This window comes from Geomonas limicola, from assembly GCF_014193675.1.
Taxonomy (GTDB): domain Bacteria; phylum Desulfobacterota; class Desulfuromonadia; order Geobacterales; family Geobacteraceae; genus Geomonas; species Geomonas limicola.
The window spans coordinates 74855-99278 of sequence record NZ_BLXZ01000009.1; the positions used below are offsets into that span (position 1 = coordinate 74855).

23 protein-coding genes, 3 tRNA genes and 1 pseudogene are annotated in these 24424 nt (G+C 62.4%); all 27 read right to left on the minus strand.

The genetic code is table 11. The features are described 5' to 3' along the window. Positions 1-16 precede the first annotated feature (16 nt). Entirely contained in the window at positions 17-1225 is a 1209-nt protein-coding gene (locus H7688_RS19250) for a murein hydrolase activator EnvC family protein (protein ID WP_183362882.1), read from the minus strand. A 1-nt stretch (position 1226) separates the two neighbouring features. After that, positions 1227-2204, minus strand: a complete 978-nt coding sequence (gene ftsX, locus H7688_RS19255; RefSeq protein ID WP_246329891.1) for a permease-like cell division protein FtsX — start codon at positions 2202-2204, stop codon at positions 1227-1229. Further along, a complete protein-coding gene (gene ftsE / locus H7688_RS19260; RefSeq protein ID WP_183362883.1) occupies positions 2185-2901 on the minus strand; it encodes a cell division ATP-binding protein FtsE in 717 nt (238 codons plus the stop codon). The genes ftsX and ftsE overlap by 20 nt, the downstream gene beginning before the upstream one ends. A gap of 39 nt (positions 2902-2940) precedes the next feature. Continuing rightward, entirely contained in the window at positions 2941-3342 is a 402-nt protein-coding gene (locus tag H7688_RS19265; protein ID WP_183362884.1) for a type IV pilin protein, read from the minus strand. 1 nt (position 3343) lies between these two features. Then, positions 3344-3835, minus strand: coding sequence for a type II secretion system protein (locus H7688_RS19270; protein WP_183362885.1), 492 nt, complete (start codon positions 3833-3835; stop codon positions 3344-3346). 19 nt (positions 3836-3854) lie between these two features. Beyond that, positions 3855-6824, minus strand: a complete 2970-nt coding sequence (locus H7688_RS19275; RefSeq protein ID WP_183362886.1) for a secretin GspD/PilQ domain-containing protein — start codon at positions 6822-6824, stop codon at positions 3855-3857. A gap of 11 nt (positions 6825-6835) precedes the next feature. Continuing rightward, positions 6836-7504, minus strand: a complete 669-nt coding sequence (locus H7688_RS19280) for a type II secretion system protein PulP (protein WP_183362887.1) — start codon at positions 7502-7504, stop codon at positions 6836-6838. Continuing rightward, a complete protein-coding gene (gene pilO, locus H7688_RS19285) occupies positions 7501-8052 on the minus strand; it encodes a type 4a pilus biogenesis protein PilO (RefSeq protein WP_183362888.1) in 552 nt (183 codons plus the stop codon). Before pilO ends, H7688_RS19280 begins: the two co-directional genes overlap by 4 nt. Continuing rightward, the gene (locus H7688_RS19290) at positions 8049-8576 is read right to left on the minus strand and encodes a PilN domain-containing protein (protein WP_183362889.1); all 528 of its coding nucleotides are present in this window, start codon (positions 8574-8576) and stop codon (positions 8049-8051) included. Before H7688_RS19290 ends, pilO begins: the two co-directional genes overlap by 4 nt. Continuing rightward, positions 8573-9490, minus strand: a complete 918-nt coding sequence (gene pilM / locus H7688_RS19295) for a type IV pilus biogenesis protein PilM (RefSeq protein ID WP_183362890.1) — start codon at positions 9488-9490, stop codon at positions 8573-8575. The genes H7688_RS19290 and pilM overlap by 4 nt, the downstream gene beginning before the upstream one ends. Before the next feature lie 6 nt (positions 9491-9496). After that, positions 9497-11218: a GspE/PulE family protein gene (locus H7688_RS19300; protein ID WP_183362891.1), complete on the minus strand. Its 1722-nt coding sequence runs from the start codon at positions 11216-11218 to the stop codon at positions 9497-9499. A 7-nt stretch (positions 11219-11225) separates the two neighbouring features. After that, entirely contained in the window at positions 11226-12431 is a 1206-nt protein-coding gene (locus H7688_RS19305; protein WP_183362892.1) for a type II secretion system F family protein, read from the minus strand. A gap of 145 nt (positions 12432-12576) precedes the next feature. Next, entirely contained in the window at positions 12577-12762 is a 186-nt protein-coding gene (locus H7688_RS19310) for a hypothetical protein (RefSeq protein WP_183362893.1), read from the minus strand. Continuing rightward, the gene (locus H7688_RS19315) at positions 12762-13487 is read right to left on the minus strand and encodes a polyprenol monophosphomannose synthase (RefSeq protein ID WP_183362894.1); all 726 of its coding nucleotides are present in this window, start codon (positions 13485-13487) and stop codon (positions 12762-12764) included. The genes H7688_RS19310 and H7688_RS19315 overlap by 1 nt, the downstream gene beginning before the upstream one ends. Before the next feature lie 208 nt (positions 13488-13695). After that, positions 13696-13772, minus strand: a tRNA-Asp gene (locus H7688_RS19320). A gap of 68 nt (positions 13773-13840) precedes the next feature. Then, positions 13841-13916: transfer RNA gene (locus H7688_RS19325), tRNA-Val, on the minus strand. A gap of 10 nt (positions 13917-13926) precedes the next feature. After that, a tRNA-Asp gene (locus tag H7688_RS19330) sits at positions 13927-14003 on the minus strand. Between the two features lie 33 nt (positions 14004-14036). After that, positions 14037-14315 (minus strand): HU family DNA-binding protein, encoded by a 279-nt coding sequence (locus H7688_RS19335; RefSeq protein ID WP_183354307.1) that lies wholly within the window; start codon positions 14313-14315, stop codon positions 14037-14039. Between the two features lie 74 nt (positions 14316-14389). Further along, positions 14390-16816 carry an endopeptidase La gene (gene lon / locus H7688_RS19340; RefSeq protein ID WP_183362895.1) on the minus strand — a complete coding sequence of 809 codons (2427 nt, stop codon included), beginning with the start codon at positions 16814-16816 and terminating at the stop codon, positions 14390-14392. A 13-nt stretch (positions 16817-16829) separates the two neighbouring features. Continuing rightward, entirely contained in the window at positions 16830-18083 is a 1254-nt protein-coding gene (gene clpX / locus H7688_RS19345) for an ATP-dependent Clp protease ATP-binding subunit ClpX (RefSeq protein WP_183362896.1), read from the minus strand. Beyond that, positions 18080-18682, minus strand: a pseudogene (gene clpP / locus H7688_RS19350) (ATP-dependent Clp endopeptidase proteolytic subunit ClpP); the annotation flags it as partial. The pseudogene clpP and the gene clpX, both read right to left, overlap by 4 nt. Positions 18683-18696: 14 nt before the next feature. After that, a complete protein-coding gene (gene tig, locus H7688_RS19355; protein WP_183362897.1) occupies positions 18697-20007 on the minus strand; it encodes a trigger factor in 1311 nt (436 codons plus the stop codon). 449 nt (positions 20008-20456) lie between these two features. Beyond that, positions 20457-21596: a cytochrome d ubiquinol oxidase subunit II gene (gene cydB / locus H7688_RS19360; RefSeq protein ID WP_183362898.1), complete on the minus strand. Its 1140-nt coding sequence runs from the start codon at positions 21594-21596 to the stop codon at positions 20457-20459. 3 nt (positions 21597-21599) lie between these two features. Then, a complete protein-coding gene (locus tag H7688_RS19365; RefSeq protein WP_246329892.1) occupies positions 21600-23129 on the minus strand; it encodes a cytochrome ubiquinol oxidase subunit I in 1530 nt (509 codons plus the stop codon). Positions 23130-23211: 82 nt separating this feature from the next. Beyond that, positions 23212-23433: a DUF4492 domain-containing protein gene (locus H7688_RS19370; protein ID WP_246329893.1), complete on the minus strand. Its 222-nt coding sequence runs from the start codon at positions 23431-23433 to the stop codon at positions 23212-23214. A 192-nt stretch (positions 23434-23625) separates the two neighbouring features. Next, entirely contained in the window at positions 23626-24036 is a 411-nt protein-coding gene (locus H7688_RS19375; protein ID WP_183362899.1) for an RrF2 family transcriptional regulator, read from the minus strand. 255 nt (positions 24037-24291) lie between these two features. After that, complete coding sequence (locus H7688_RS22835; protein ID WP_281379521.1) at positions 24292-24420, minus strand: hypothetical protein; 129 nt, start codon at positions 24418-24420, stop codon at positions 24292-24294. Positions 24421-24424 lie beyond the last annotated feature (4 nt).

The following is a 24424-nucleotide window of genomic DNA, read 5'->3' on the forward strand; positions in this document are numbered from 1 at the left end:
TCTCGTTGTATGCGTTTCATCTGAACCAGGGAGACGGATCAACCGGTTTTCCCTGATAGCGTATCTCAAAGTACAACATCGGTCCCTTACTGGAGTCGAGATCGCCGACACTCGCCAGTACCTCATTGCGCGACACCTTGGCCCCGACCCTCTTCGCCATGGATGAGGCGTGGGCATAGAGACTGAAGAAGCCCCCCCCGTGATCGACGATGATCATATTACCATACCCTTTGAAATAATCGGCAAAGATAACTTCGCCGTCAAAGATCGCATGGATGGGGGTTCCCGAGGGTGCCGACACCGAAATCCCGTTACTTACCGTGAATGAGTTGAAGTCGGGGTGTTTGTGCCTGCCGAAGGTCTCGAGCATGGTCCCCTTCACCGGCAGGGAGAGCCGCCCCTTCTGGGCGCCCAACCCCTTGTCGGGAACCGGCGTCGCGGGGGGCAGGGATGCCACATTCCCCTGGCTTCCCGAGCCGGCCTTGCCACGATTTTTGGCACTATACGCCTTTCTATTTCGCGCTTCAAGCCTTTCAAACATGCTCTGCAGCCGCTTGGCGTTGGCCTGCAGTTCCTTGATCGAGGCGAGGTACCCCTGCTTGTCCTGGCGCACCTTTACCAGGTAGGTTGCCTTGCGGTTTTGCTCCTGCTCGATCTCGCGTTTCTTGGCCTCCATGGAGCGGCGGATCCCCTCCTTGCGGGCCGCGTCCTGCTCCAGGCGCGCCTTGAGTCCCTTCAGGTGGGACAGGTCCTCGTTGTACTGGGCGAAGAGCTGCTTGTCGTGCGCGAGGACGCTCTTTAGGTAGCGCAGGTTCTCCGACATCTCCGGGAAGCTCTCGGAGGAGAAGATCACCCTCAGGTTGCCGATATCGCCCCCCTTGTAGAGGGCCACGATGCGCCGCTCGATGTGCGAACGCTTCTTCTCGGCCTCCTGGCGGGTATGCTCGATCTCGGTCATGGTCTGGTCGATCCCCTGCTCGACGCCGGCCAGGTCGCGCCCCAGCTTGGTGAGGTTCTCCTGTTTCTCCTTGAGCGAGCGCTGGATCTTTTGCAATTCGCCGGAGACCTGGGTCTCGACCTTGCGGGTCTTGGAGAGGAGCAGGTTCTTCTCCTTGATCTCGCGGCGCACCCCCTGGAGGTCTTCCTTGACCCCGGCCTGGACCGGGCCGGCGAGGCCGAGCGCCAGCACGAGGGAACCTAGTTGTATGAGAAGGTGACGGTGCATGCTAGATGTTGATGAACCTTCTCAGCGAGGTGAGGCTGCCGATGAAACCGAGCAGCACCCCTCCCCCGAGAATGGCGGCCAGGTGCAGCGGCGACAGGAAGGTGAGCCCCGCACCGGCAGGATTGACGCCGAGAAAGCTGCCGGCGTTGTGCATAAAGGCGAAGTAACAGCCGGCCAGGGCGAGAAGCGACAAAAGCGCCCCCAGGGCTCCCTGCAGGATCCCCTCGATCAGGAAGGGGGCCTTGATGAAGAAGCGGGTCGCCCCGACCAGGCTCAGGAGTTCGAGCTCCTCCTTGCGGGCGTAGATGGTGAGCTTGATGGTGTTGGAGACGATGAAGAGGACCGCGACGGTCAGAAAGCTCCCCAATAAAAGCCCCATGAGCCGGAAGAAGTTCATGAAGGTGTTGAAGCGCTGCACCCACTCCTCGCCGTACTGCACCTCGCTGATCCCCTGCACCTTCTTGAGCGCCGCCACGTAGTGGGTGACCGCGAAGTTGTCGCGGTGCTCCCGGTCGAGGCGGATTTCCAGCGACGCGGGGAGCACGTCGGCGTTTACCCCTTCCAGAAGCGACTCCTGCCCTTTCAGGCGGGCGCGCAGGCGGCTCTCCGCCTCCTGCTTGCTGATGAAGGTCACCGACTTGGTGCCGGGGATCGATTTTACCGTGGTCTTCAAGGCAGCGACCGCCAGGGGGGCCGGCTCCTTGTCGAAGTAGGCGGTGATCTGGACCTTGTCGCTCCAGCCGTTGGCGAGCCCTTCCAGGTTCACGTAGACCAGGAGAAAGAGCGCCCCGATGAGCAGCGCAAGCGAGATGGTCGCGACCGTCACCAGGCTCACGAAGACGTTCTGGCGCAGGTTCGCGAGCGCGCGGGCGCTGAAGTAGCTAAGGCGCCCGAAGAACCCTTCCTGGGCGAGCTTGGGACGCACGCTCGCCGCCGGTTTCGGGGTGTTTTTCATGCTGTTAGCCTTGGACGCTGCCATCGGGCACCTCCGCACTCTCTTCCCCGGGCAGGCTCGGTTCCCCCTGGTCCACGATGCGCCCCTTGTCCAGGCGGATCACCCGGCGGTGCGAGTTCTCGATCACCCGGCGGTCGTGGGTGGCCACCACGACGGTGGTACCCCGGTTGTTGGCCTCCTTGAAGAAATTGAGGATCGCCTCCTTGTTCTCCTCGTCCAGGTTCCCGGTCGGCTCGTCGGCGATCAGGATCTTCGGATCGTTCACCAGGGCGCGCGCCAGGGCCACCCGCTGCTGCTCGCCACCGGAGAGCCGCAGCGGCGTGGAGTTCAGCTTGCTCTCCAGCCCCATGCGCTTGAGGATGTGGAAGACCTTCTTGCCGATGTCGCGCTGCCCCCACCCTAAAACCTCGAGGGTGATGGCGACGTTCTCGAGCACCGTCCGGTTGGGGAGCAGTTTGTAGTCCTGGAACACGACACCGATGCTGCGCCTTACCAGGGGAATCTGGGATCGCGACAACCGGGTCAGGTTCTGACCGTCGATCAAAACCTGCCCCCGGCTCGGGGTGAGTTCGGCGTAGAGGAGCTTCAACAGGGTGGACTTCCCGGCTCCGGACTGCCCGGTCAGAAAAACGAAATCCCCTTTGGGGATCTTGAGGTTGATATCGGAAAGCGCAGCCACTTCGGGCTGGTAGGACATCCCTACGTTGTGGAGTTGAATCATGTCGTATCTGAACCTCGTTGTTGCGGGCGGGGGGTTAGCTCACCACTCGTTGTACGGTTTGCCGTCGGTGCCGATGAGCGTCGAGCCGCTGTGCACATCGTAGACGTTTCCCTTGACATCCTGCCCCTCGGTCTGTGGGGGCGGCAGCACCTGCCAGGTGTCGGCCGCGCGGGTGAAGGGATCCTTGGGGACATCGCGCAGGTACTTCTTCTCGGCCATCTCCTGCAGGGAATCCGGGTACTTCCCCTGGTCGGCGTAGAACTGGTCGATGGTGGAGCGGAACATGTAGAGGTCTTCCCTTAAAACCGCCTCGCGGGCCTTGATGAGTCCCCACTGGTAGTTGGGCGCCGCGATGGCGGCCAGGATCCCCACGATGGAAACCACGATCATCAGTTCGATCAGGGTGAAGCCCCGCTGGCTTTTCAGTAACGTCTTCAGCATGTCACCAGTCCTTGTATTTGGTGCCGTCCAGGGCGGTTGCCGTGCTCAGCGAGTAAACATCGAAGACGTTCTGGCTGCCCCAGGAGTTGCTGTCCGGCTCGTCCTCGTAGGAGCGCATCCCCCAGGCAGGCTCACCCTCCTTGACCGGGTGGAAAGGATCGGGCGGCACCTTGCGGAGAAACTTCTTCTTGTAGTTCACCAGCCCCCCGAAGTCGTAGCCGTCGACCAGGGTCTGCAGGGTCTCGGGGTACCCGGGGTTATTGAGCGTCGGGATGATCTTTTTCTCGTCCACCGCCTTGTCGTAGTACTTCTTGTAGTCGTCGATGGCGGTGCGGATCTCCCGCAGGCTCCGCTTGAGTTCCAGCTCCTTAACCCGGATGGAGGTCATCCGCGCCGACGGGATGATCATCGAGGTGAGGATCCCCAGGATGACCATGGTGACCACCAGCTCGATGAGGCTGAGCCCCCGGTTGTTGTCTAGCATGCTGAACATGGTCGTGCGCCCGTGCGGGCTACTTTACCTCAATGAGCGCGGTGGAGCTGTTCACGATGAACGGCTGCCCCGCCTTGTTCGAGAAGTTGGTGTTGGCGACGTTGAGGGTGGCGCTCCCCTTTTCCAGCGCCCTGAAGGTCACGGTCGCCAGCACGCCGTTGCCGCTGGCCCCCTGGGCACCCGAGACGCGGCTTAAGGAGACCCAGAGCTGCCCCTTCTTCTTGTCGTTAAAGGTCTGGAACACGGTGGGTGCGCCGTTTTGCTTGAGCACCACACCTTCGGCCTGGGTCGCCACCTCGAGGTTCGCCGGGTAGTTCACCACGAACACCGAGGCGTAGAGATCGCTGGCGCCGGTCTCGTTGATCTGCACGGTGAACTGGTCCTGCACCTTGACCGAGGCAGGCGCGTCGAGTTTGAGCACCACCGGTACCGTGCTGGCCGGCTGCCGGCCGGCCGGGGCAACCGGTGCCTTCTGGACGGGGGGCGCAGCAGCTGGCGGGACCGCAGCAGCAGCTCCCGGTACCGGAACGGCAGGTGCCGCGGGGACCGCCGGGGGCTGCGAAGGTGCCGCCTGAGCCGCCTGCTGCGGAGCCGGGGCAGTCGCGGGGGCGGCAGGAGGTGCAGGTACCGCGGGAGCGGGCAGAGTCTGCGGAGCCTGCCCTGCGGCACCCTGAGCCGACGGGACCGGAGCCGGGGCCGGCGCTGCCGATCCAGCGGCATCCGGCACGCCAGCAGGCGGTGCCGGGATGATCTTGCCCACTCCCGGTGCAGTTCCCGGTACCGGTACCGGAACCGCCGGAGCCGGGACGACCGGAGCCGGCGCCACCGGAGCGGCCGGCGCTGCTTCCGGGACCGCCGGAGCCACCGGGGCTACCTCGGGGGGAGCCGTCGGCAGTGCGGCGGCAGCGGGCGCCGGAGCGACCGGCGCAACCGGGGCCGCTGCCGGGGACGGAGCAGCCGGCGCGGGCTGGACCGCCGACGGGGCGGGCAGCGCGGCAGGTGCAACCGGAGCAGGTTTGACCGTGGTGGCGGAGCCCCGGCGGGTCACCGGGGAGGTACCGGTGCTAGTTCCGATCCCGACCGCTGCAGAGCCGGGGAGGCCGGGCTCAAGGGGAGCCGGGGCCAACTCGGGCTCCAGGGTGAAAGAAGAGTACGGCTTGTTGGGAGAGGGTTCATCCTCGCGGCCGGACCAGAAGGCCGCCACATCGTTCTCGGGAACCGTCACGCTGCGCACGATGTGCGGGGTGATGGCGAGCATGAGCTCCTTCTTGTCCTTGGAGTCGTTCGTGTTGGTGAAGAGCGAGCCCAGAAACGGGATGTCGCCCAGCAAGAAGATCTTGTTCTTGGAATCGGTCGAGGACCTCTGCATCAGCCCGCCGATGATGCTGGTCTCGCCGTCCTTGAGCGAGAGCACCGTGTCCAGGTTGCGGGTGCCGATGGTGACCACGGTGGTCGCCTGGTCGGTACCGATGGTGTCCTTCTGCAGAATCGAGCTCACCTCGAGGCCGAGCTTGATGGACACCTCGTTGTTGAGCTGGATGGTCGGCTCGGCATTCACCTTCACGCCGACGTCGACGTACTGGACGTTGACGCTCACCCCGCCCCCCGAGGGGGAGGAGGTGGTGGTGATCGGCACCCGGGTCCCCACGTTGAACTTCGCCTTCTCGCGGTTTTTCACCCGGATCTTCGGGTTGGAGAGGGTTTCGCCGTTGGAAAGGGTCTTGCCGAAGTTGAAGGTGGCGGTCGGCACGGTCAGGTAGCCGTTATAGCCGCGAAACGCCCAGAAGTGGAGCAGGTTCGACGGGGTCGCCGAGGTCGTCGTGGTGCTGCTCGTGGTGCTGGTGCTGGTAGTGGTCGAGGAGCTCAGCGAATCGGTCAAAAACGAGCCGTTGGTGCTCGCCGGCGAGGTCACCCCCATGGAGGTGGCGTACTTGGAGAGCGCCAGGCCGAAGGTCTCGGCGTTGGACTTCGACAGCTCGAACACCTCGACGTCGAGGAGCACCTCGGCATCCGGGACGTCGTTCGCCTCGAGGATCTTGCGGGCTACCTCGATCACCTCGGGGGTGTCGCGCAGCACCAGCGCATTGAGCTCCTCGTTCACGTAGATCTTCTTCACCTGCAGCATGGTGCGGACCAGGTTCACCGCCTTCTTGGCGTCCAGCTTGTTCAGGTAAAAGGTCTGCACAAAGAGCTCTTCGTACTGCTTGAGCTTCTCCGGGGACTTCGGAAAGAGGATGATGGTGCTCTCGTTCAGCACCTTCTTGCCGAGCTTCTGCATCCCGGTGATGATCTCCATCGCCTGCTGGAAGGAGGCGTTTTCCAGGTACAGCGAGAGGTTCACGTCCTTCACAGCATCGTCGAAGACGAAGTTGATGCCGGAGAGCTGGGTCAGGATGTTGAAGATCTCCTTGAGCTTGGCGTCCTTGAACTTGAGGGTGATCGGCTTGTTGGACTTCAGGTTCAGCTCATAACCGTCCAGCTTGTTTTTCTTGACGGCAACCAGCCGCTCCAGGGCATCCTTGATCTCGCGATTGCCCGGATCGAACTCGAGGGCGTGCTTGTAGGCAAGGAGCGCCTCGCGGGTCTTGCGGTCCTTCTCGAGGGTCTGCCCTTCCTGGTAGTAGGTCTGGGCATTGCGCAGCTTGACGAGCAGGTCCGCCTGCTGTTTGGCGAGCTGGTTGGTCGGATCGATGGCGTAGGAGCTCTGGTATTCCCTCAGGGCGTCGTCGTAGCTTTTCTGGGCGTAGAAGGCCTCGGCTTTTTTGAAGTGGAAGCGTGCCGCCGCCTCGGTGGCCTTCAGGTACGCCACCCGGTACTCTGCCACGTCGGGATTTGCAGAGGCAACTTCGGCATATTTCACCAAGGCGCCATCGATATTCCCCTCGCCCTCCAGCTTCTGTGCCTTGCTGAAGGCGGTGCGGCCGGCGGTACAGCCGGAGAGAAGCAAGGACGCCAGGATCAGGGTGCAGATCGGTTTTATGCTATGCATGCAGTTGCTCCTTAGGGGGTCCGCGTATTGGGGCCGATGCGGCGCACGAGCGACCTGTTTTCTACCAGCGGAATGACGACTTCCTTGCCGCCGCTGAGCGACTTGATGGTGATGGCATCGTCGGTGAGGCCGGAAACCTGGTACTTGCCGGCCAGGGTGCTCCCCTTCTTGGCCAGGAAGATTTCACGATCCTTGGAGAGAAAGACCGTCCTCTCGTCACCCTTTTTCAGAAAGCCCAGGAAGGTGAACTTCGCCATTTCCCGGCCGATCAAATCCTCTTCGGTCGGTGGCGGAGGAGGCGGAGGCGCCACTGGCACCGGTGGCGGCGGCGGGAGAGCGACGGGCTTCGGGGGCAACGGGAGCGGCACCGGCTTGAAGGGGGGAAGCTTCACCTCTTCCTTGAAGATCGGGCTGAACAGGTTGCGCCGGAACCCGGCAGAGCGCCCACGATCCTGGTCCAACAACGCGAGATGCACCTGGCTTTGGCTCTCCGCGGCTGCCGGAGCGCCGGGGGCGGGCCGCGTCGGCGCCTGGGCCGGCTTGCGCGGAGCCGCTGCGGTTCCGGTCCGGTAGGTGAGCGCGGCGACGTGCTGCTCTTTGGGGCTGCGCAACAAGGCGTAGCCGATGGCTGCGACCAGCATGAGGATCAGGAGGCAGAGCACGAGTTTCTGGCGGTTCATGCCCCCTCCTTCTTAAGGTACACGGTGAGCTGGACCTTGAGGTCCACCGATTCCTCGGTCTTGCTGGTGTTGGCAAGGCTGATCGAGTTGAGCACCACGAGCTTCGGGTAGCGGGCCAGGTCGGCGATGAACCCCTTGACGCCGCCGTACCTGCCGGAGAGAGTGAACTCGATGACGTAGGTGACCAGCGGCTGGTTCTTCACCTGTGTCGGCTGGTAGTTGATCCCCTTCAGGCTAAGCGAGTTCGCCTTGGCGATGCCGAAGAGATCGCTCAGGAAGGCGGCGAAGTCCTTTTTGGCGATGTAGCGCTCCTCGAAGGTGGCGAGGTCGCGCTGGTTGTCGCGGAAACGGGCGGCCTCGCCACGGTCCTGACCCTTGAGCGCCGCCTGCTGCCGCGCGCTCCACTCCTTGGTCGCCGTGGCAAGCTGCGGCGTTTGCCACTGGCTTACGTAGACCGCGAGCACCAGGTTCACGAGCGCCAGAAAGAAGATCAGCCCGAAAATCCGGCGCCGCTGTGCGTAGATGTCCTTGATCAGGTCGAGGTTCATTGCGGGACTACCTTGCAGCTGATCTCGAAGGTGATCCCCTCCTGGGTCGAGCCGACTTTACTTTCTTTCTGGTTCAAGAGGTACACCTCGCTGAAACTGCGCGAGCGCTCGAGCCCTTCCATCAGGCCACGCAGGGTGTCGAAATTCCTGACCACCCCCCGAAGCCTCAGCCCCCGGTTGCGTTCCGGCACGATCTCGGAGAGGCTGATGCCGGCCGGCACGACCTCCTCGAGACGGTCCAGGAGCCCGAGCCAGTTGACGGTCTTCATCTCGATGAGCTGGTTGGCGAATTCGACCTGGCGTGCCTGGGCTTTGAGCTGCGCCTCGCTCACCTTGGGTCCGCTCGGCCCGCCGGTCTTTGCCGTGAGCGCGTGCAACCGGGAGATCTCGGCCTGGTTCTGGGCCAGTCCGGCAACCTGGTAGCCCGCCAGCACGAGCATGAGGACCAGGGCGCCCAGCAGCCAGCCGTCCAGCTGACGCTGGTTGATGTAGCGCCGGGTGGCGAGGTTGGTGGTCAGTTTCATGCCAGGCTCCTCACGGCAGCACCGAGCGCACCGGCCAGGGCGTGCAGGGTGCCGCGGTCCAGGGTGAAGCCGCTTCCCAGGGTGACCATGCGCTCCAGGTCGAGCAACACCGGCTCGAGGCCGCTCGCCTCGGCCACCAGGGCACGGAACGACTCGGCCTCGCCGGCGGGGGCCATGCAGAACACCTCGGTCACTGCCTGACCGGGATAGCGGTCGTGGTAGACCAGAAACGAACTGTTCACCTCGCGGTACAGGTTCTGGATCTCGCCCACGGTCTCCTTGGTGCGGTAGAAGGAGAGCACACCGCCGTAGAAGATGAGTACGGTCATGGCGCCGCCGTAGAAGGTGACGAAGGCGCCGTTCTCCGCCATGCCGAGCCGCGGCTCGAAGAGGCGGTAGAGGTTGAACGAGGCGAAGTCGATGAACTTGGGCTCCAGCCCCGCCCCGAGCAGGAGTTCCTCGTACTGGGTCACCACCGGCCGGGAGATCAAGGATACCAGAAGCGAGACCGCTCCGTTTTCCTTCTCGCCCAAAAGCTGGTAGTCGAGGTGCACCTGGCTCACGTCGAAGGGGAGACTCTTTTTGAGCTTCCAGCGGATGATGTCGAGCCCTTCTTCGCGGTTCTTGAAGCGCGCCTCGAGGTCGAGGAGCACCACCCGCCCGGTCGCGTCGGGAAGCGATACCGAGACCGTCTTCTCCTTGGTCAAAAGGCGCAGGTGCGCCTCGCGTACCAGGGACATGAAGGCGGATGGGTTGACCACGTTGGGCTCGCGCCGGGAGAGCTGGAGGGTTCCCGCGGCAAAGGAGGCCGTGAGCCCTGCGTCCAGCCGGGGGGCCTTGCCGCCGCTCACCTGCGCCAACCTGATACCGTCGGCAGCTATCTCCAATCCCAGCGCATGTTTGGCAAAAAGCATAGGAGCCTACTCCACGAAGGTGACGCGGTTAATTTCCTTCAGGGTGGTCTCGCCGGCCAGCACCTTGGCCACCGCCGACTCGCGCAGGAACGAGGTCCCCGCCTGGCGCGCCGCCTTCTTGAGCGCGGCGATGGGGGCCTTGTTGATGATCAGTTCGCGGACCTCGTCGTTCAGGTCCAAAAGCTCGACGATGGCCGAGCGCCCCCGGTAGCCGGTGCCGTTGCACTCCTCGCACCCCACCGCCTCGTAGAGCGTCACCCCGCGGGTGCGCTCCGGATCGATGGCGGATTCGCGCAACTGCTCGTCGGAGTGGACCACCACCCTTTTACAGTGCGGGCAAACCTTCCTGACCAGACGCTGCGCCATGACGCAGTTCAGGCAGGCCACGAAGTTGTAGGGATCGATCCCCATGTGGGTGAAGCGGCCGATCACGTCGAAGACGTTGTTCGCGTGCACCGTGGTGAACACGAGGTGGCCGGTGAGCGCCGACTGCACCGCGATCTGGGCGGTCTCCGAGTCGCGGATCTCGCCGACCATGATCTTGTCCGGGTCGTGACGCAGGATGGAGCGCAGACCGCGGGCAAAGGTGAGCCCCTTCTTCTCGTTCACCGGGATCTGGGTGATGCCGTTTAGGACGTACTCGACCGGGTCCTCGATGGTGATGATCTTCTCCTCGCCGGTGTGGATCTCGGTGAGCGCACCGTAGAGCGTGGTGGTCTTGCCGGAACCGGTCGGCCCGGTGACGAGCACCATGCCGTAGGGCTCGCGGATCATCTTACGCAGGCGCTTGACCTCGTGCCCCTCCATCCCCAGGGTCTCCAGAGTGAGCCCCCTGAGATCGCTCGCGATCGACTCCTTGTCGAGGATACGGATGACCGCGTCCTCGCCGAAGGCGCTCGGCATGATGGAGACGCGGAAGTCGATCGATTTCGCGCCGATGCGCACCTTGAAGCGGCCGTCCTGCGGGATGCGGCGCTCCGAGATGTCCAACTCGCTCATGACCTTGAGGCGCGAGATGAGCGGCCCCTGGAAGTGCGAGTCGATCGGGTCGGTCGCCTTGTAGAGCACCCCGTCGATACGGTACTTGATGATCACCCCTTCCTGGGTGGTCTCGATGTGGATATCGCTGGTCCTGCGGGTGAGCGCGTCAAGGATGGTGGAGTTCACCAGCTTGATGATCGGGCTCGTGTCGGCGGAGACGTTCTCCACCGAGAGGACCTCCTCACCCTTCTCGGTCTCGGTGACCAGCTGCAGCATGAAGTCTTCGGAGACTTCCTTGAGGACCCGGCTCGCCCCCTCGCCGCGCTTTAAGTGGTAGGCGATCTCGCTCTCCGCGGCCACCTTGAAGATAAGCGGGCGCTCGAGGATGAGCGACATCTCGTCGAGCCTCAAGACGGCGGTCGGGTCGGCGATGGCCGCCACCAGCAGGTCGCCGCGCAACTCCAGCGGGATGAACTGGTAGCGGTACATGGTGTCCGGCGGGATGGCAGCGAAGATGGTCTCGTCGGGGCGGAACCCCTTCAGGTCCACGTACTCCAGGCCGAACTGCTCGGCGAGCGCCCGGGCCAGCGCCACGTCGCTGATCAGGCCGTCGGCCAGGCAGATGAGGCCGAAGCGCTCCCGGGTGGTCTGCTGCTTGTCCAGGGCGTAGGCCAGCTGATCGGCCGTGATCTCGCCCATCTCCAGAAGGATGTCACCCAGTCTTTTCCTGCGGAACGGTTTGAGCATGGTGCCTCTATCCTACGGTACCGGCGATCCTGAAGATCGGCAGGTACATGCAGATGATGATGATGCCAATGACAAACCCCATGGTTACCATGATCGCCGGTTCGATGGCGGTGGTGAGCACCGAGAGGTTGCGCTCGATCTCCTCCTCGAAATAGTCCGAGATGTCGGACAGCATCTCCTCCAATGACCCCGTGGTCTCGCCGACGGAGAGCATGCGCAGGGCAAGCGGCGGCATGAGCCGGATCCCCTCGAGGGCGCTCGATAGCTTGCTCCCCTCTTCCACCCGGACCACGGCGGCAAGAAGGGCCCGTTCCATCACCTTGTTGTTCAGGGTCCCCACCGACATGCGCAGCGCCTCGACGATCGGGATACCCGAACCGAGCACCGTTGCCAGGGTACGGGTGAAGCCGGAGACCGCGTAACGGCTCAGGATCGGCCCCACGAAGGGGAACTTGACCTTGAAGGCGTCGACGGCGAAGCGGCCGGACTCGGTCTCCTTCCAGCGCCTGAAGGCAGTTGCCCCTGCGATGGCGGCGCCGATGAAGACCCAAAGGTAGTTACGCAAAAAGGTGGTGAAACTGATCAGCATCTGGGTGGGAAGCGGCAGCGCGGCCCCCGAGTCCGTGTAGATCTTGCTGAAGGTCGGCACCACGTAGATGAGGAGCACGGACACCGCGATGGCCGCCACCGAGACCAGGATCGCCGGGTAGAAGAGCGCGGTGATGATCTTGCTGCGGAACCCCTCGGTCCGCTTCAGGTAGGCGATGTAGCGCCTGATGGTCTGCGGCAGGTCACCGGTACGCTCGCCGGCCTGAATGGAGGCGATGTAGAGGTGCGGAAAAATCCGGGGGTATTTCTCGAAGGCCTGCGAGAAAGCCATCCCCCCCTTCACGTCCTCGCGCACCGCGGACAGCACATCCTGGAGCTTGCCGACGCCGGACTCCAGGATGGTATCCAGGGCCTGCAGGATGGGGAGACCGGCCTTCAGGAGCACCAGGAGCTCCTGGTTGAACATCAAGAGCTCCTTGTTGCCGATCTTCTTGCGCCCCAACCCCGTGTCCATCAGGAACTGCAGAGGCTTTTTGCGCAACTCGAAAACGACGTACCCCTGGTCCTCCAGGGTCTGTCTGAGGATCCCGGCGTTGACCGCGTCAAACTCCTTGACGACGATCTTCCCGTCTGAAGAGCCTATCTTGCAGGTATAAATGGACATTAGACCATATGAGTATCACAAATATGGCAGAATGAAAACAGTTCAAGTCCAATAATGTGTAAATTGTCTCAGGTATCGGTGGGTCAGAGAACCGCGGATGACAAGGGAGTGCAAGGCTTGATACTTCCTGCGGGCGAAACTGTTTTCAGGCGTGGGACATCCCGATCAACCACAGGACGAAAAATGCCAGGGCAGTGGCACCCCAGCGAAGAGCGGGCCGGGACAGGAAGACACCCCGGGCGGGAAAGGCTGTGAGAATGAGCCCGACGACGGTGGCGACGAATCCCCACACGCCGATCACGCAGAGAACGGACCAGGCGCTGTTCAGCATCAGCTCCTCCCGAAGAGTTTGCGGGCCAGAGAGCCCAGCTTGAGCTTCCAGACCATGAGCACGGCCTCGCGCACGATCCGCTTGGACATCTTCGAGGTGCCGGCATGGCGGTCGATGAAGATGATGGGGATCTCGGCACCCTTGAACCCCTTCTCGACGCAGCGGAAGTTCATCTCGATCTGGAAGGAATAGCCGTCGGAGCGGACCTGGTCCAGCTCGATCGCTTCCAACACCGCGCGCTTGAAGCACTTGAAGCCGGCGGTGCAGTCCTTAAGGGTGAGCCCGGTAATCACCCGGGTGTAGACGCTCGCGAAGTAACTCAGCATCAGGCGGCGCAGCGGCCAGTTGACCACGCTCACCCCGTTCAGGTAGCGCGAACCGATGACGAAATCGCACTCGCGCAACTTCTCGAAAAAAAGCGGCAGAATCGCGGGATCGTGGGAAAAATCGGCGTCCATCTGCACGATGTAGTCGGCACCCATGTCGAGCGCCACCCGAAATCCCTCGCGGTACGCGGAACCGAGTCCCATCTTGCCGGCACGGTGCAAAACGCTCACCCGTCCGGTCTCGGCGGCCAGACGGTCGGCGAGCGCCCCCGTGCCGTCGGGGGAGTTGTCGTCCACCACCAGGAGGTGGATCGCCGGATCCTGGGCCAGGACCTGGGCGGCCAGGCGCTCCAGATTGTCACGTTCGTTGTAGGTAGGGATTACTACGACAGCTTTCAAGGAGGACTCGCTTTTCCTGAAGAGTTAGGGACCTGCAGACCGGGGAACCGCACCGTGCAGTGCCCGACGCAGACCGGCTCGGACAGGGTGAGGATAAACGATTTGAGTTAATCAAGTCAAGCTAAAGGGCGCAGGCGGTGCGAGTCCCCCCGCCCGGCGCGCCACGCAAAAAGGCCGTCCGGGAAGGGACGGCCTTTTACGGTTTCGATGGCGGGGTTGACGGGGCTCGAACCCGCGACTTCCAGCGTGACAGGCTGGCACTCTAACCGACTGAGCTACAACCCCATGATGAAACTGTGTACTGCAGGCGACCGGCCGGGGGGATCGGTCGCGATGGTGAAGGAGCACATATGTGGTGGGTGAAGAGGGGATCGAACCCCCGACATCCAGCTTGTAAGGCTGGCGCTCTCCCAGCTGAGCTATTCACCCATGTATATGTTGGCGGGGTTGACGGGGCTCGAACCCGCGACTTCCAGCGTGACAGGCTGGCACTCTAACCGACTGAGCTACAACCCCGCATGTGCTTCCGAACTGCTATTGGTGTACTGCTTATTTCCCGTTGACCGCAGCCTTCAGGGTGTTGCCCGGCTTGAACTTAGGGGTCACCGAGGCGGCGATTTCGATCTTCTTGCCGGTCTGCGGGTTCTGGCCGGTACGTGCGGCGCGGGAGGCAACCGAGAAGGTACCGAAACCAACCAGGGTCAGCTTGTCGCCAGCGGCGAGGCAGTTGGTCAGCGCGTCGAGGAGACCGTTGAGGGCCTTGTCTGCGTCAACCTTGGTGATCTTGGCCTGCTCGGCAATGGCGTTTACCAGTTCTGCCTTGTTCATCTAACCCTCCTGGGACTGCATCGCAAAGTGAAGCAACCTTATACCAGAGCCCTGTCAAAGCTGTCAACCACTTTTTAATGCGGAGCCCCTAAATTTTTCTCGTCCGCCGGAACGGGCTCGGCGTAGTGCACACCCGCCGGCAGCGGCTCCGGGGCGAGCAGGGCATGGCTCAAAACCTCGTCCATGTGGGCGACGGGAACGATGCTGAGTCCGGCGCTGATCTCCTGCGGCACCTCGACCAGGTCCTTCTCGTTGTCCTTCGGGATGAGGACGGTACGGATCCCGCCACGCCCGGCCGCGAGCAGTTTCTCCTTGAGGCCGCCGATGGGGAGCACGCTGCCGCGCAGGGTGATCTCGCCGGTCATGGCGATGTCGCGGCGCACCGGGCGCCGGGTGAGCGCGGAGGTAAGCGCACAGGCCATGGCGATACCGGCTGAGGGGCCGTCCTTGGGAATCGCCCCTTCCGGGACGTGGATGTGGATGTCGAGGTGCTGGTAGAAGTCCCGGGCAAAGCCGAGGAGCTCCCCCCGGCTGCGCACGTAGGTCATCGCCGCCTGGGCGGATTCCTGCATCACCTCGCCGAGCTTGCCGGTCACGGTGAGTTTCCCCTTGCCGGGAAGGGTCACCACCTCGATGTTCAAAAGCTCGCCCCCCACCTCGGTCCAGGCAAGCCCGGTCACCAGGCCGATTGCGTCCTCTCCGGGGGCAACGCCGTGCTTGTAGCGCGGCACGCCGAGGTACTCGGCGATCATCTTGGGCTGCACCTGGCGCTTGGGCTTCACCCCCCCGGCCGCGCCAAAGGCGATCTTGCGGCAGACCGCACCGATCTCCCGTTCCAGGGTACGCACGCCGGCCTCCCGGGTGTAGCGGCGGATGATCTCCAGGAGGGCCGCATCGGAGAAGCTCCCCCCCTTCCTAGCCACGCCGTTTTGCCTGGCCTGCTTGGGAACCAGGTACTGGCGCGCGATGGCGAGCTTTTCCAGCTCGGTGTACCCCTCGATCCTGACGATCTCCATGCGGTCCAAAAGCGGGCGCGGGATCGAGTGGCTGGAGTTCGCCGTGGTGATGAACATGACCCGGGAGAGGTCGTAGTCCAGGTCCAGGAAGTGGTCGTTGAAGGTTGCGTTCTGCTCGGGATCGAGCACCTCGAGAAGCGCCGCCGACGGGTCGCCGCGGAAGTCCGAGGTCATCTTGTCGATCTCGTCCAAAAGGAACACCGGGTTCGAACTCTTGCACTTCTTGAGGCTCTGGATGATGCGCCCCGGCATGGCCCCCACGTAGGTGCGCCGGTGGCCGCGGATCTCTGCCTCGTCGCGCACCCCGCCCAGCGAAACCTTCACGAAGTTGCGGCCGGTCGCCTCGGCGATGGAGCGGGCCAGCGAGGTCTTGCCGACCCCCGGAGGACCCACCAGGCAGAGAATCGGGCCTTTCAGGTTGGAGACCAGGGTGTTCACGCAGAGGTACTCGAGGATGCGCTGCTTCACCTTTTCGAGACCGTAGTGGTCGGCGTCCAGCCGCTGGCGCGCACGGGCAAGATCCGACTTCTCCTCGCTCAGTACCCCCCAGGGAAGTGCCAGCACCCAGTCCACGTAGTTCCTCAGGACCGCGGACTCCGCAGACATGGGGGACATGAGCCTGAGCTTCTTGATCTCGCCGAGCACCTTCTCGCGAGCCGGCTCCGGAAGCGCCAGCTTGGCCGCCTTCGCCTCCAGCTCGCGCAGTTCCTGCTTGAACTCGTCCTTCCCTCCCAGCTCCTTCTGGATCGCCCTGATCTGCTCGTTCAGGTAGTAATCCTTCTGGGTCTTCTCCATCTGCTGCTTGACCCGGGCGTGGATCTTCTTCTCGATCTGCAGGATCTCGATCTCGGCGCCCATGAGCTCCAAGAGCCGCTCCATGCGCTTGGCCGGCGCCGCGATGGCCAGGAGCTCCTGCTTCTGGGGAACCTTGAGGTTCAGGTGGGGGACGATCGAGTCGGCCAGCCGGGAGGGGTCGCCGATCGCGGTTACCGTCTGCAGCACCTCGGCGGGAACCGAGGTGGTGAGCCCCACGTAGTTCTCGAAGCTCGCGACCACCCCGCGCTTCAGGGCCTCGATCTCGCTCCCCTTGGCGGCCGGCTCGGCAACTTCGCGCACCTCGACCTCGAAGTACCCCTCCTCGCGGAGGAACTCGGAGATGAGACCGCGCTGCTTCCCTTCCACCAGCACCTTCACAGTCCCGTCCGGGAGCTTCAGGAGCTGGATGATCTGGCAGATGGTGCCGACCTGGTAGATGTCCTCCGGGCCCGGTTCCTCGGTCTTGGCGTCCTTCTGGGTGGCGAGCAGGATCCGCTTCTCGTGGTCCGCCATGGCCGCCTCGAGGGCGAGCACGGACTTCTCGCGCCCCACAAAGAGCGGGATCACCATGTGCGGGAAGATGACGATGTCCCGTAACGGAAAGAGAGGGAACCTTTCCGGTTTCCCCCTCTTTGTGCGACTGCCGGTGGTGCTTTTTTGATTGGTCATGTGGTCCTGTAGGCTAGGCGCTTTCCGCCACGCTTTCGTAGACGATGATCGGCTTTTCCTTGTTGTAGATCACCTCTTCGGAGATAACAACTTCCTTCACCATGGCCTGGGACGGGATCTCGTACATGATGTCCAGCATGGCGTTTTCCAGGATGGAGCGCAGGCCGCGGGCGCCGGTCTTACGCTTCAAGGCCTCGCGGGCGATGGCGATGAGCGAGCCGTCGGTGAACTTGAGCTTCACGTGCTCCATCTCGAAGAGCTTCTGGTACTGCTTGATGAGCGCGTTTTTGGGCTCCTTGAGGATCTGCACCATGGCCTCCTCGTCCAGCTCCGTGAGGGAGGCGAGCATGGGGAGACGCCCGACGAACTCGGGGATGAAGCCGAACTTCAGAAGGTCCTCGGGAGTCACGCCGGCCAGGAGCTCGCCCGCCTTCTTCTCGACCTTCTTCTTCACGTCGGCGCCAAAGCCCAGGGTCTTGATGCCGATACGCTGCTCGATGATCTTGTCGAGCCCCGGGAAGGCACCGCCGCAGATGAACAGGATGTTGGTGGTGTCCACCTTGAGGAACTCCTGCTGCGGGTGCTTGCGGCCCCCCTTGGGCGGCACGCTTGCGATGGTCCCCTCGATGATCTTCAACAGCGCCTGCTGCACACCCTCGCCCGAGACATCACGGGTGATGGAGGGGGAGTCCGACTTGCGTGCGATCTTGTCGATCTCGTCGATGTAGATGATACCCTTCTGGGCCTTCTCGACGTCGTAGTCGGCGTTTTGCAGCAGCGTCAGGATGATGTTCTCCACATCCTCGCCGACGTAGCCCGCCTCGGTCAGGTTGGTGGCATCCGCCATCGCGAAGGGGACCTTGAGGATGCGGGCCAGCGTCTGGGCCAGGAGCGTCTTACCGCTGCCGGTCGGCCCCAAGAGGAGGATGTTCGACTTCTGCATCTCGACGTCACCGGGCTTGGTGACCGCCTCGACCCTCTTGTAGTGGTTGTACACGGCGACGGCGAGGACCTTCTTGGCCCGCCCCTGGCCGATCACGTACTCGTCCAGTACTTCCTTGATCTCCTGCGGCTTGGGGAGCTTCTTGACGTCGGTGCCGGAAGCATCTTCGAGCTTGGACTCTTCCGCGATGATGTCGTTGCACAGTTCGATGCATTCGTCGCAGATGTAGACCGTCGGCCCGGCAATCAGCTTCTTAACCTCTTCCTGGCTCTTACCGCAAAAAGAACAGATCAGGGTGTCGCTTCGGTCGTCTCTTCTGCTCACGAGGCACCTCCCGTGACCACGTTCCTGGTCACTATTGCATCTATAATACCATATGTCTTGGCCTCATCGCCCGACATAAAGTAGTCGCGCTCGGTGTCGGCCTCGACCTTGGCCACCGTCTGGCCGGTATGCTCGGCAAGGAGTTCGTTCAGCTGCACCTTCATGCGCAGGATCTCCTTGGCGTGGATGTGGATATCCGAGGCCTGTCCCTGGAATCCGCCGATCGGCTGGTGGATCATGATCCGCGCGTTGGCCAGGGCGAAACGTTTCCCCTTCTCGCCGCCGGAGAGCAGGAAGGCCCCCATGGAGGCCGCCTGCCCGATGCAGATGGTGGAGACCGGCGCCTTGATGTAGCGCATGGTGTCGTAGATCGCCATGCCGGCCGTGACCACTCCGCCGGGGGAGTTGATGTAGAGGTGGATGTCCTTGTCCGGGTCCTCGGCCTCCAAAAAGAGGAGCTGGGCGATGACCAGGTTGGCGACGTTGTCGTCGATGGGGCCGCCCAGGAAGATGATCCGGTCCTTCAAGAGACGGGAATAGATGTCGTAGGATCTCTCGCCGCGGCCGGTCTGCTCCACAACTATCGGTACAAGCATGGGACGCTCCTCTTTAACTACTTGTTGAGTTCTTCCTTGGCAACCTCGGTCACCTTCGCCTTATCGACCACGAAGAGGATCGCCTTGTCTTCCTTCATCTGGATCTTCAGGCTTTCCAGGGCACGCGGGTTGTTCTGGTAGAGCCCTTTGACCTTCTCAAGATCCTGGTTCGCCTGCTCGGCGATCACCTTCACCTGCTCGGCCAGGTCTTCCTCGGTTACCGTGATGTTTTCCTTATCGGCAACCGCGTCCAAAAGCATAGAACCTTTTACCTGGTCCACGGCCACATCCCTGAACTGGACCTTGTAGGCGTCCTCGGTGAGCCCCATCATTTCCAGGCTCATGCGCTGCTGGGCCAGACGCCGCTTGGTGTCTTCCAGCATCCCCTGCGCCTGACGGTCCACCAGCGCCTCGGGGACCTCGAGCGGGTTCTTCTCGATGAGCGCCTTGATGACACGTTCGCGCAGTTCGGTGTTGACGCGCTGCTCCTCCTGGGCCTTCTGGTACTCGGCGAGTTTCGCCTTCAGGGCATCCAGGGTCTCGAACTCCTCGCCGAACTCCTTGGCAAAATCGTCGTTCAGCTCGGGAAGCTCCTTCACCTTGATCTCTTTCACGGTGACGGCGAACTCGGCGGGCTTGCCGGCCAATTCCTGCGCGCCGTAGTTCTCCGGGAAGTTCACCTTCACGGTCCCCTGGGTGCCGGCGGTCATGCCGACCATCTGGTCCTCGAAGCCCGGGATGAAACGGCCGCTCCCCAGCTCGAGCTGGAAGTCTTCCGCCTTGCCACCCTCAAACGGCACGCCGTCGATGGAACCGAGGAAATCGAAGATGACGAAGTCGCCAAGCTTGGCGGCGTGCCCTTCGGCTGCCGGGACGAGCTGGGCCATGCTCTCCTGCATCTCGCGCAGGCGCTGGTTCACCGCCTGGTCGTCCAGGACCAGGATCTCTTTTTGCACTTCCAGGCCAACGTAGTCCTTCACCTCGATCTCGGGGTAGACCTCGATGGTTGCCGAGTAGCTGAACGCTTCGCCCGGCTTCAGTTCGTCGTTTTCGATGGCCGGGTAGGAAACCGGGTTCAGCCCATTCTCCTGCAGCCCCTGGTACAGGGTCTGGTTTACCAGGCTCTTCATCACGTCGTCAGCCATCTTGTCGCCATAGTGCTTCTCGATGAGCCCCATGGGAACCTTCCCCTTGCGGAACCCCTTGACGGAAGCGTGCTTGCGTATTTCGGCATAAGCCTTGTCGACCTCGGCGGAGACCTTCTCGGCCGGGATCTTGAAGCTTATCTTCTTCTTAATGCTGCTAAGCGACTCGACACTGATCTGCATGGTAAACCCTCTCTTTGTCGTTATAGGCAGGTTAGCTGCCGCAATGCTTTCTGCATGTCATCGGGTGGGAAAACGGCGACGGAATGTGGGGCATGCACGGGCAAGCCTGCATCCCGAGCGGCGCCCGCGATGCGAGCGCCATGCCACCCGGCACGCAAGAAAGAGGTAAGGTAACAAAGGGGGGCGGAGCTTGTCAACAGAGAATTTCCTTTTCAACCGGGGGCTTGGACTCTAACCCCTTGAAACGATGGAGTTGCATGAGGCCGGTGTTGGGCGCCACAGCCCCCCTGAAACAACAACAGGCGCAGGGGGTGTGCCCCCCTGCGCCTTCTCTTCTACAGCAGGTCCGCCTTGTTGAGTACGAACAACGCGCTACCGTAGGAAACGGACAATACCAACAACCACCCGATCAAAAGTACACTGTTCATTGGTTTTACCTCCAAATAGGGTCAGTACATCTTCCTGGCGTCTTCACCAGTAGTCAGCTCCGCCAGGGTGAGCTGCTTGGAGTCCATCACCCGCCACACGTAGGCGACGTACGCCAAGACGAAGGGAACGCCCAGGGCCACGTAGCTCATCACCGTCAAGGTGAACTTGCTGCTCGAGGCGTTGTAGATAGTAAGACTCGACTGCAGGTCGGTGAGCGACGGGTAGAATGCGGTTCCATGGTAGCCTGCCAGCGAGAAAACCGCAAGACCCACCAGCACCGTACCGAGCCCCCCGAACCAGATGCCACGGTTTTTGTTGAGCAGCGCCGTAGCAACCACCCCCCAGACCACCGAGACCAACCCCACCAGGAGCAGCACCAGGACGATCGGCATTCCCAAGAGGTTGTGCAGGTACTTCCCCTGCTCCAGGGAGACCACACCGGTTGCCGGATCGACCGCGAACCCGGGCATGGTGAGAAGCCCGTAGAGGACGGTCAACAGGAAGGGGAGCGAGAGCGCCAGGTTGATCAGGCTCGCCTTGCGGGCCCGGGCCACCAGGGCCTCGTGGTTCACGTGATTCACCAGGTAGAGCGCACCCAGGGTGCGGGCCAGGAAGACCAGGAACAGGCCGAAGGCGACGTTGAAGTAGTTGAGCGCGGCCTCCAGACCGTGATAAGGGGTCCCCCAGGTGACCTGGTTGTAGGTCCCGAGCGAGAAGCGGGATCCGGTGAAGAAGGTCCCAACCGCTGCGCCGATCAAGAGAATCCCCACGCTGCCGTTTAAGAACATGAAGATCTCATAGGTGCGCGCGCCCAGGACGTTGTTCGGCTTCTTGCGGTACTCGTAGGAGACCGCCTGGAGCACGAAGGTGAACAGGATCAGCATCCAGACCCAGTAGGCGCCGCCGAAGCTCGTGGCGTAGAAGAGCGGGAAGGCGGCGAAGAGCGCCCCGCCGAAGAGCACCAGCGTGGTGAAGGTAAGTTCCCACTTGCGCCCCATGGCGTTGACGATGAGCGACTTCTCCTCCTCGGAGGCAGGCAGGGTGAAGATCAGGGTCTGCCCCCCCTGCACGAAGGTGAGCATGAGGAACAGGGAGCCGACGACCGAGGCGATCAGCCACCAAAGCTGCTGCAGCACAGTGATATCCAGGTTACCGATCATCGTTTAGGCCTCCGGTCCGATCTTGATCTGTTTCACCATGATGCCGATCTCGGCGATCAAAAGCCCGGTGAACAGGAAAAGGAAGATGAAGAAGGTAGTCTTGACGCTCCCCGCGGCGATGGCCGTGCTGGCTACCCCCACCGGCAGAAGCCCCTCGATGGCCCAGGGCTGACGCCCCACCTCGGCGACGACCCAACCGGCCTGCGAGGCGACGTAGCCTAAAAACAGGCAGGCAAAGCAGATGGCCGAGAGCCAGCGGTGGTTCTCCAGGGTGCCGCGCACCGAGCAGAAGAGCACGCAGAGAAAGACGATCGGGAAGAAGGTGCCGAGCCCCACCATGATGTGGAAGGCGTAGAAGGTGAGCGCGACCGGCGGAACCGCCTCTTCGGGACGGTTCAGGTAGCCGTAGCCCAGGTTGTCCTTGTGCTGGTTAAAGAGGGCGAGCGCCGCCTGGGCTCCCGCCTGGTCGCCGGCCTTTTTGGCCTCCTTGTACTTGGCGAGTTCCGCAACGGCGATCTTGCCGGAAGCGATGCGTTCCTGGGCACCGACGATCTTCCTGGTCGGGTTGCCGTAGACCAGGTCGTTGATGCCGGGGACAAAGCTGTTGGGATCGCGGTTGGCAAGCAGCGACAGCATGCCTGGGACGATCACCTCCTGCTTGAAGGCGGGGAGGTTGTCACCCGGCTTCTTGTCCGGGTTGATGATACCCATGGCGACAATCGGGGCCTTTTCGGTCCCGGTGTAGAGTCCTTCCATGGCGGCAAGCTTCATCGGCTGGCGGTGCGCGATGTGGAAGGCGGACTCGTCACCGTTGAAGGCGGCAAAGCCCGAGGAGACCAGGCCGAGCACCGAGGCAACCACCATGGAGCGCTTGGCCATCTCCTTGTGGCGGTTCTGCAGCAGGAACAAGCCGGAGATCCCCATGACGAAGAGCGAGGCGAGCAGGAACGAGGAGCTGGTGGTGTGGGTGAATTTCTGTACCGCGGTGGGCGAGAGCGCCACGTCGAAGAAGTTCTGCATCTCGAAGCGCGCCTTGTCCGGGTTGAAGGCCATGGCGACGGGGTTCTGCATCCAGCCGTTGGCCACCAGGATCCAGACCGCGGAGAGGTTCGAGCCGATGGCCACCATCCAGGTCGAGAAGAGGTGGAACCTTTTCGAGGCACGCTCCCAGCCGAAGAACATCACGGCGAAGAAGGTCGCTTCCAGGAAGAAGGCGAAGATCCCCTCCACGGCAAGCGGCGCGCCGAAGATGTCCCCCACCATCCAGGAGTAGTTGGACCAGTTGGTGCCGAACTGGAACTCCATGATGATGCCGGTGGCGACGCCGATGGCGAAGTTGATGCCGAAGAGCGTCATCCAGAACTTGGTGAGCTTCTTCCAGCTCTCGTCGCCGGTCTTTACGTAGATGGACTCGAAAAAGGCCACCAGAAAGGACAACCCGAGGGTCAACGGCACGAAGATCCAGTGATACATGGCGGTGAGCGCGAATTGCGCACGGGACCAGTTCACCGTCATCAGAATATCATTTCCCACTTTACCCCTCCTTTGTGTAAGTTCGGCGGGTGGGCACCCGCCTTTGTCTATGCTGCAAGCCCTAAGGCCTGTGATCGTCGGTTTACCGGGCTGCGCCGCGGGTCAGGTTGTCAAGGACGTGCGCGGAGCGCTCCGCATCGCTGTGGAAGTTCTTCTCCAGGTTGTCGGAAAAGAAGAAGAGCTTCAGGACGGCGAACATCAGGAAGAGTTTGATGAGGATGATCTTCCACAGCGTGCGCCCCAGGACCATGGAACGAAAGCCGTCCCGGTAGAAGGCGAAGAGCTCGCGGGGTGCCACTCTCACGCCGGCAACTCCCGGCAGCTGGCGGGGCGGCGCCTGAGAGTCAGGCAGAAGGTGGTCTGCGGCTTGGGATAGGGCTGGGCGGGCATCGACATAACAGTCCTCATTACTCAGGTGATGTGGTGGTGCCGGGTGTTCCAAAAGCGTTTACAGAATAAACCGGATCTTTTTACTCCCATTTACAGGCAAATTTTTTTAGCTTTCGCGGGTACGTGCGAGGGTTTCGATGGTCACGCCATCCAGGATGTTGACCACCTCGGTCTGCACCGTTCTCCAGACGCCGTGCACCAGGCACGGGCCGCCGCGGTCGCAGGAGTTGCCAATCAGGCAGCGGTTGGGAAGGATCGGTCCCTCCACCGCCTCGACCACTTCGCGCAGGGTGATGGCCGAGGCCGGGCGCGCCAGCACGAAGCCGCCGCCGGTGCCGCGCGACGAGGTGACCAGCCCGAGCTTGGCGAAGCTTTGGAAGATCTTGGCAAGGAAGGTCTGCGGCACGTCGGAGGCCGCGGCAATCTCGCTGATCAGCGATACCCGCCCGGGCGGCTGCTGCGCCAGGTAGATGATTCCCCGTATTGCGTATTCTCCCTTGCGGGTCAGCTCCATCATAAAAGCACCTTTAGGACCAAATTTATCCCTTTTATAGCGAAGAGATTTCTCAGTGTCAAGTCATAATTTTAAGGTTTTCTATGATTGGGTTACCTGGTGCGGGTTAGGGAAGGCGCTCGAGGCGACGCCCCTACCCCGCCGGAGGTCGGGATGGCGGGGTGGAACGGGTGGCCGGATTCCGGATGCGGAGCCTGAACACACGAGACGGGGCCCGATTGGGGGTCCCGTCTCGTGTGTTTGGTCCGGCAGAGGGAATCAGCCGATCAGGCTGTTGAAGTTGCGGGCCCTGTTGGCGAGGATGGTCGGATCGAGGACCTCACCGCAGCAGGTGCATTTCCAGGCGTCGAAGGATCTAACGAAATCGTAGTATTTCTCGGCGAACATACGT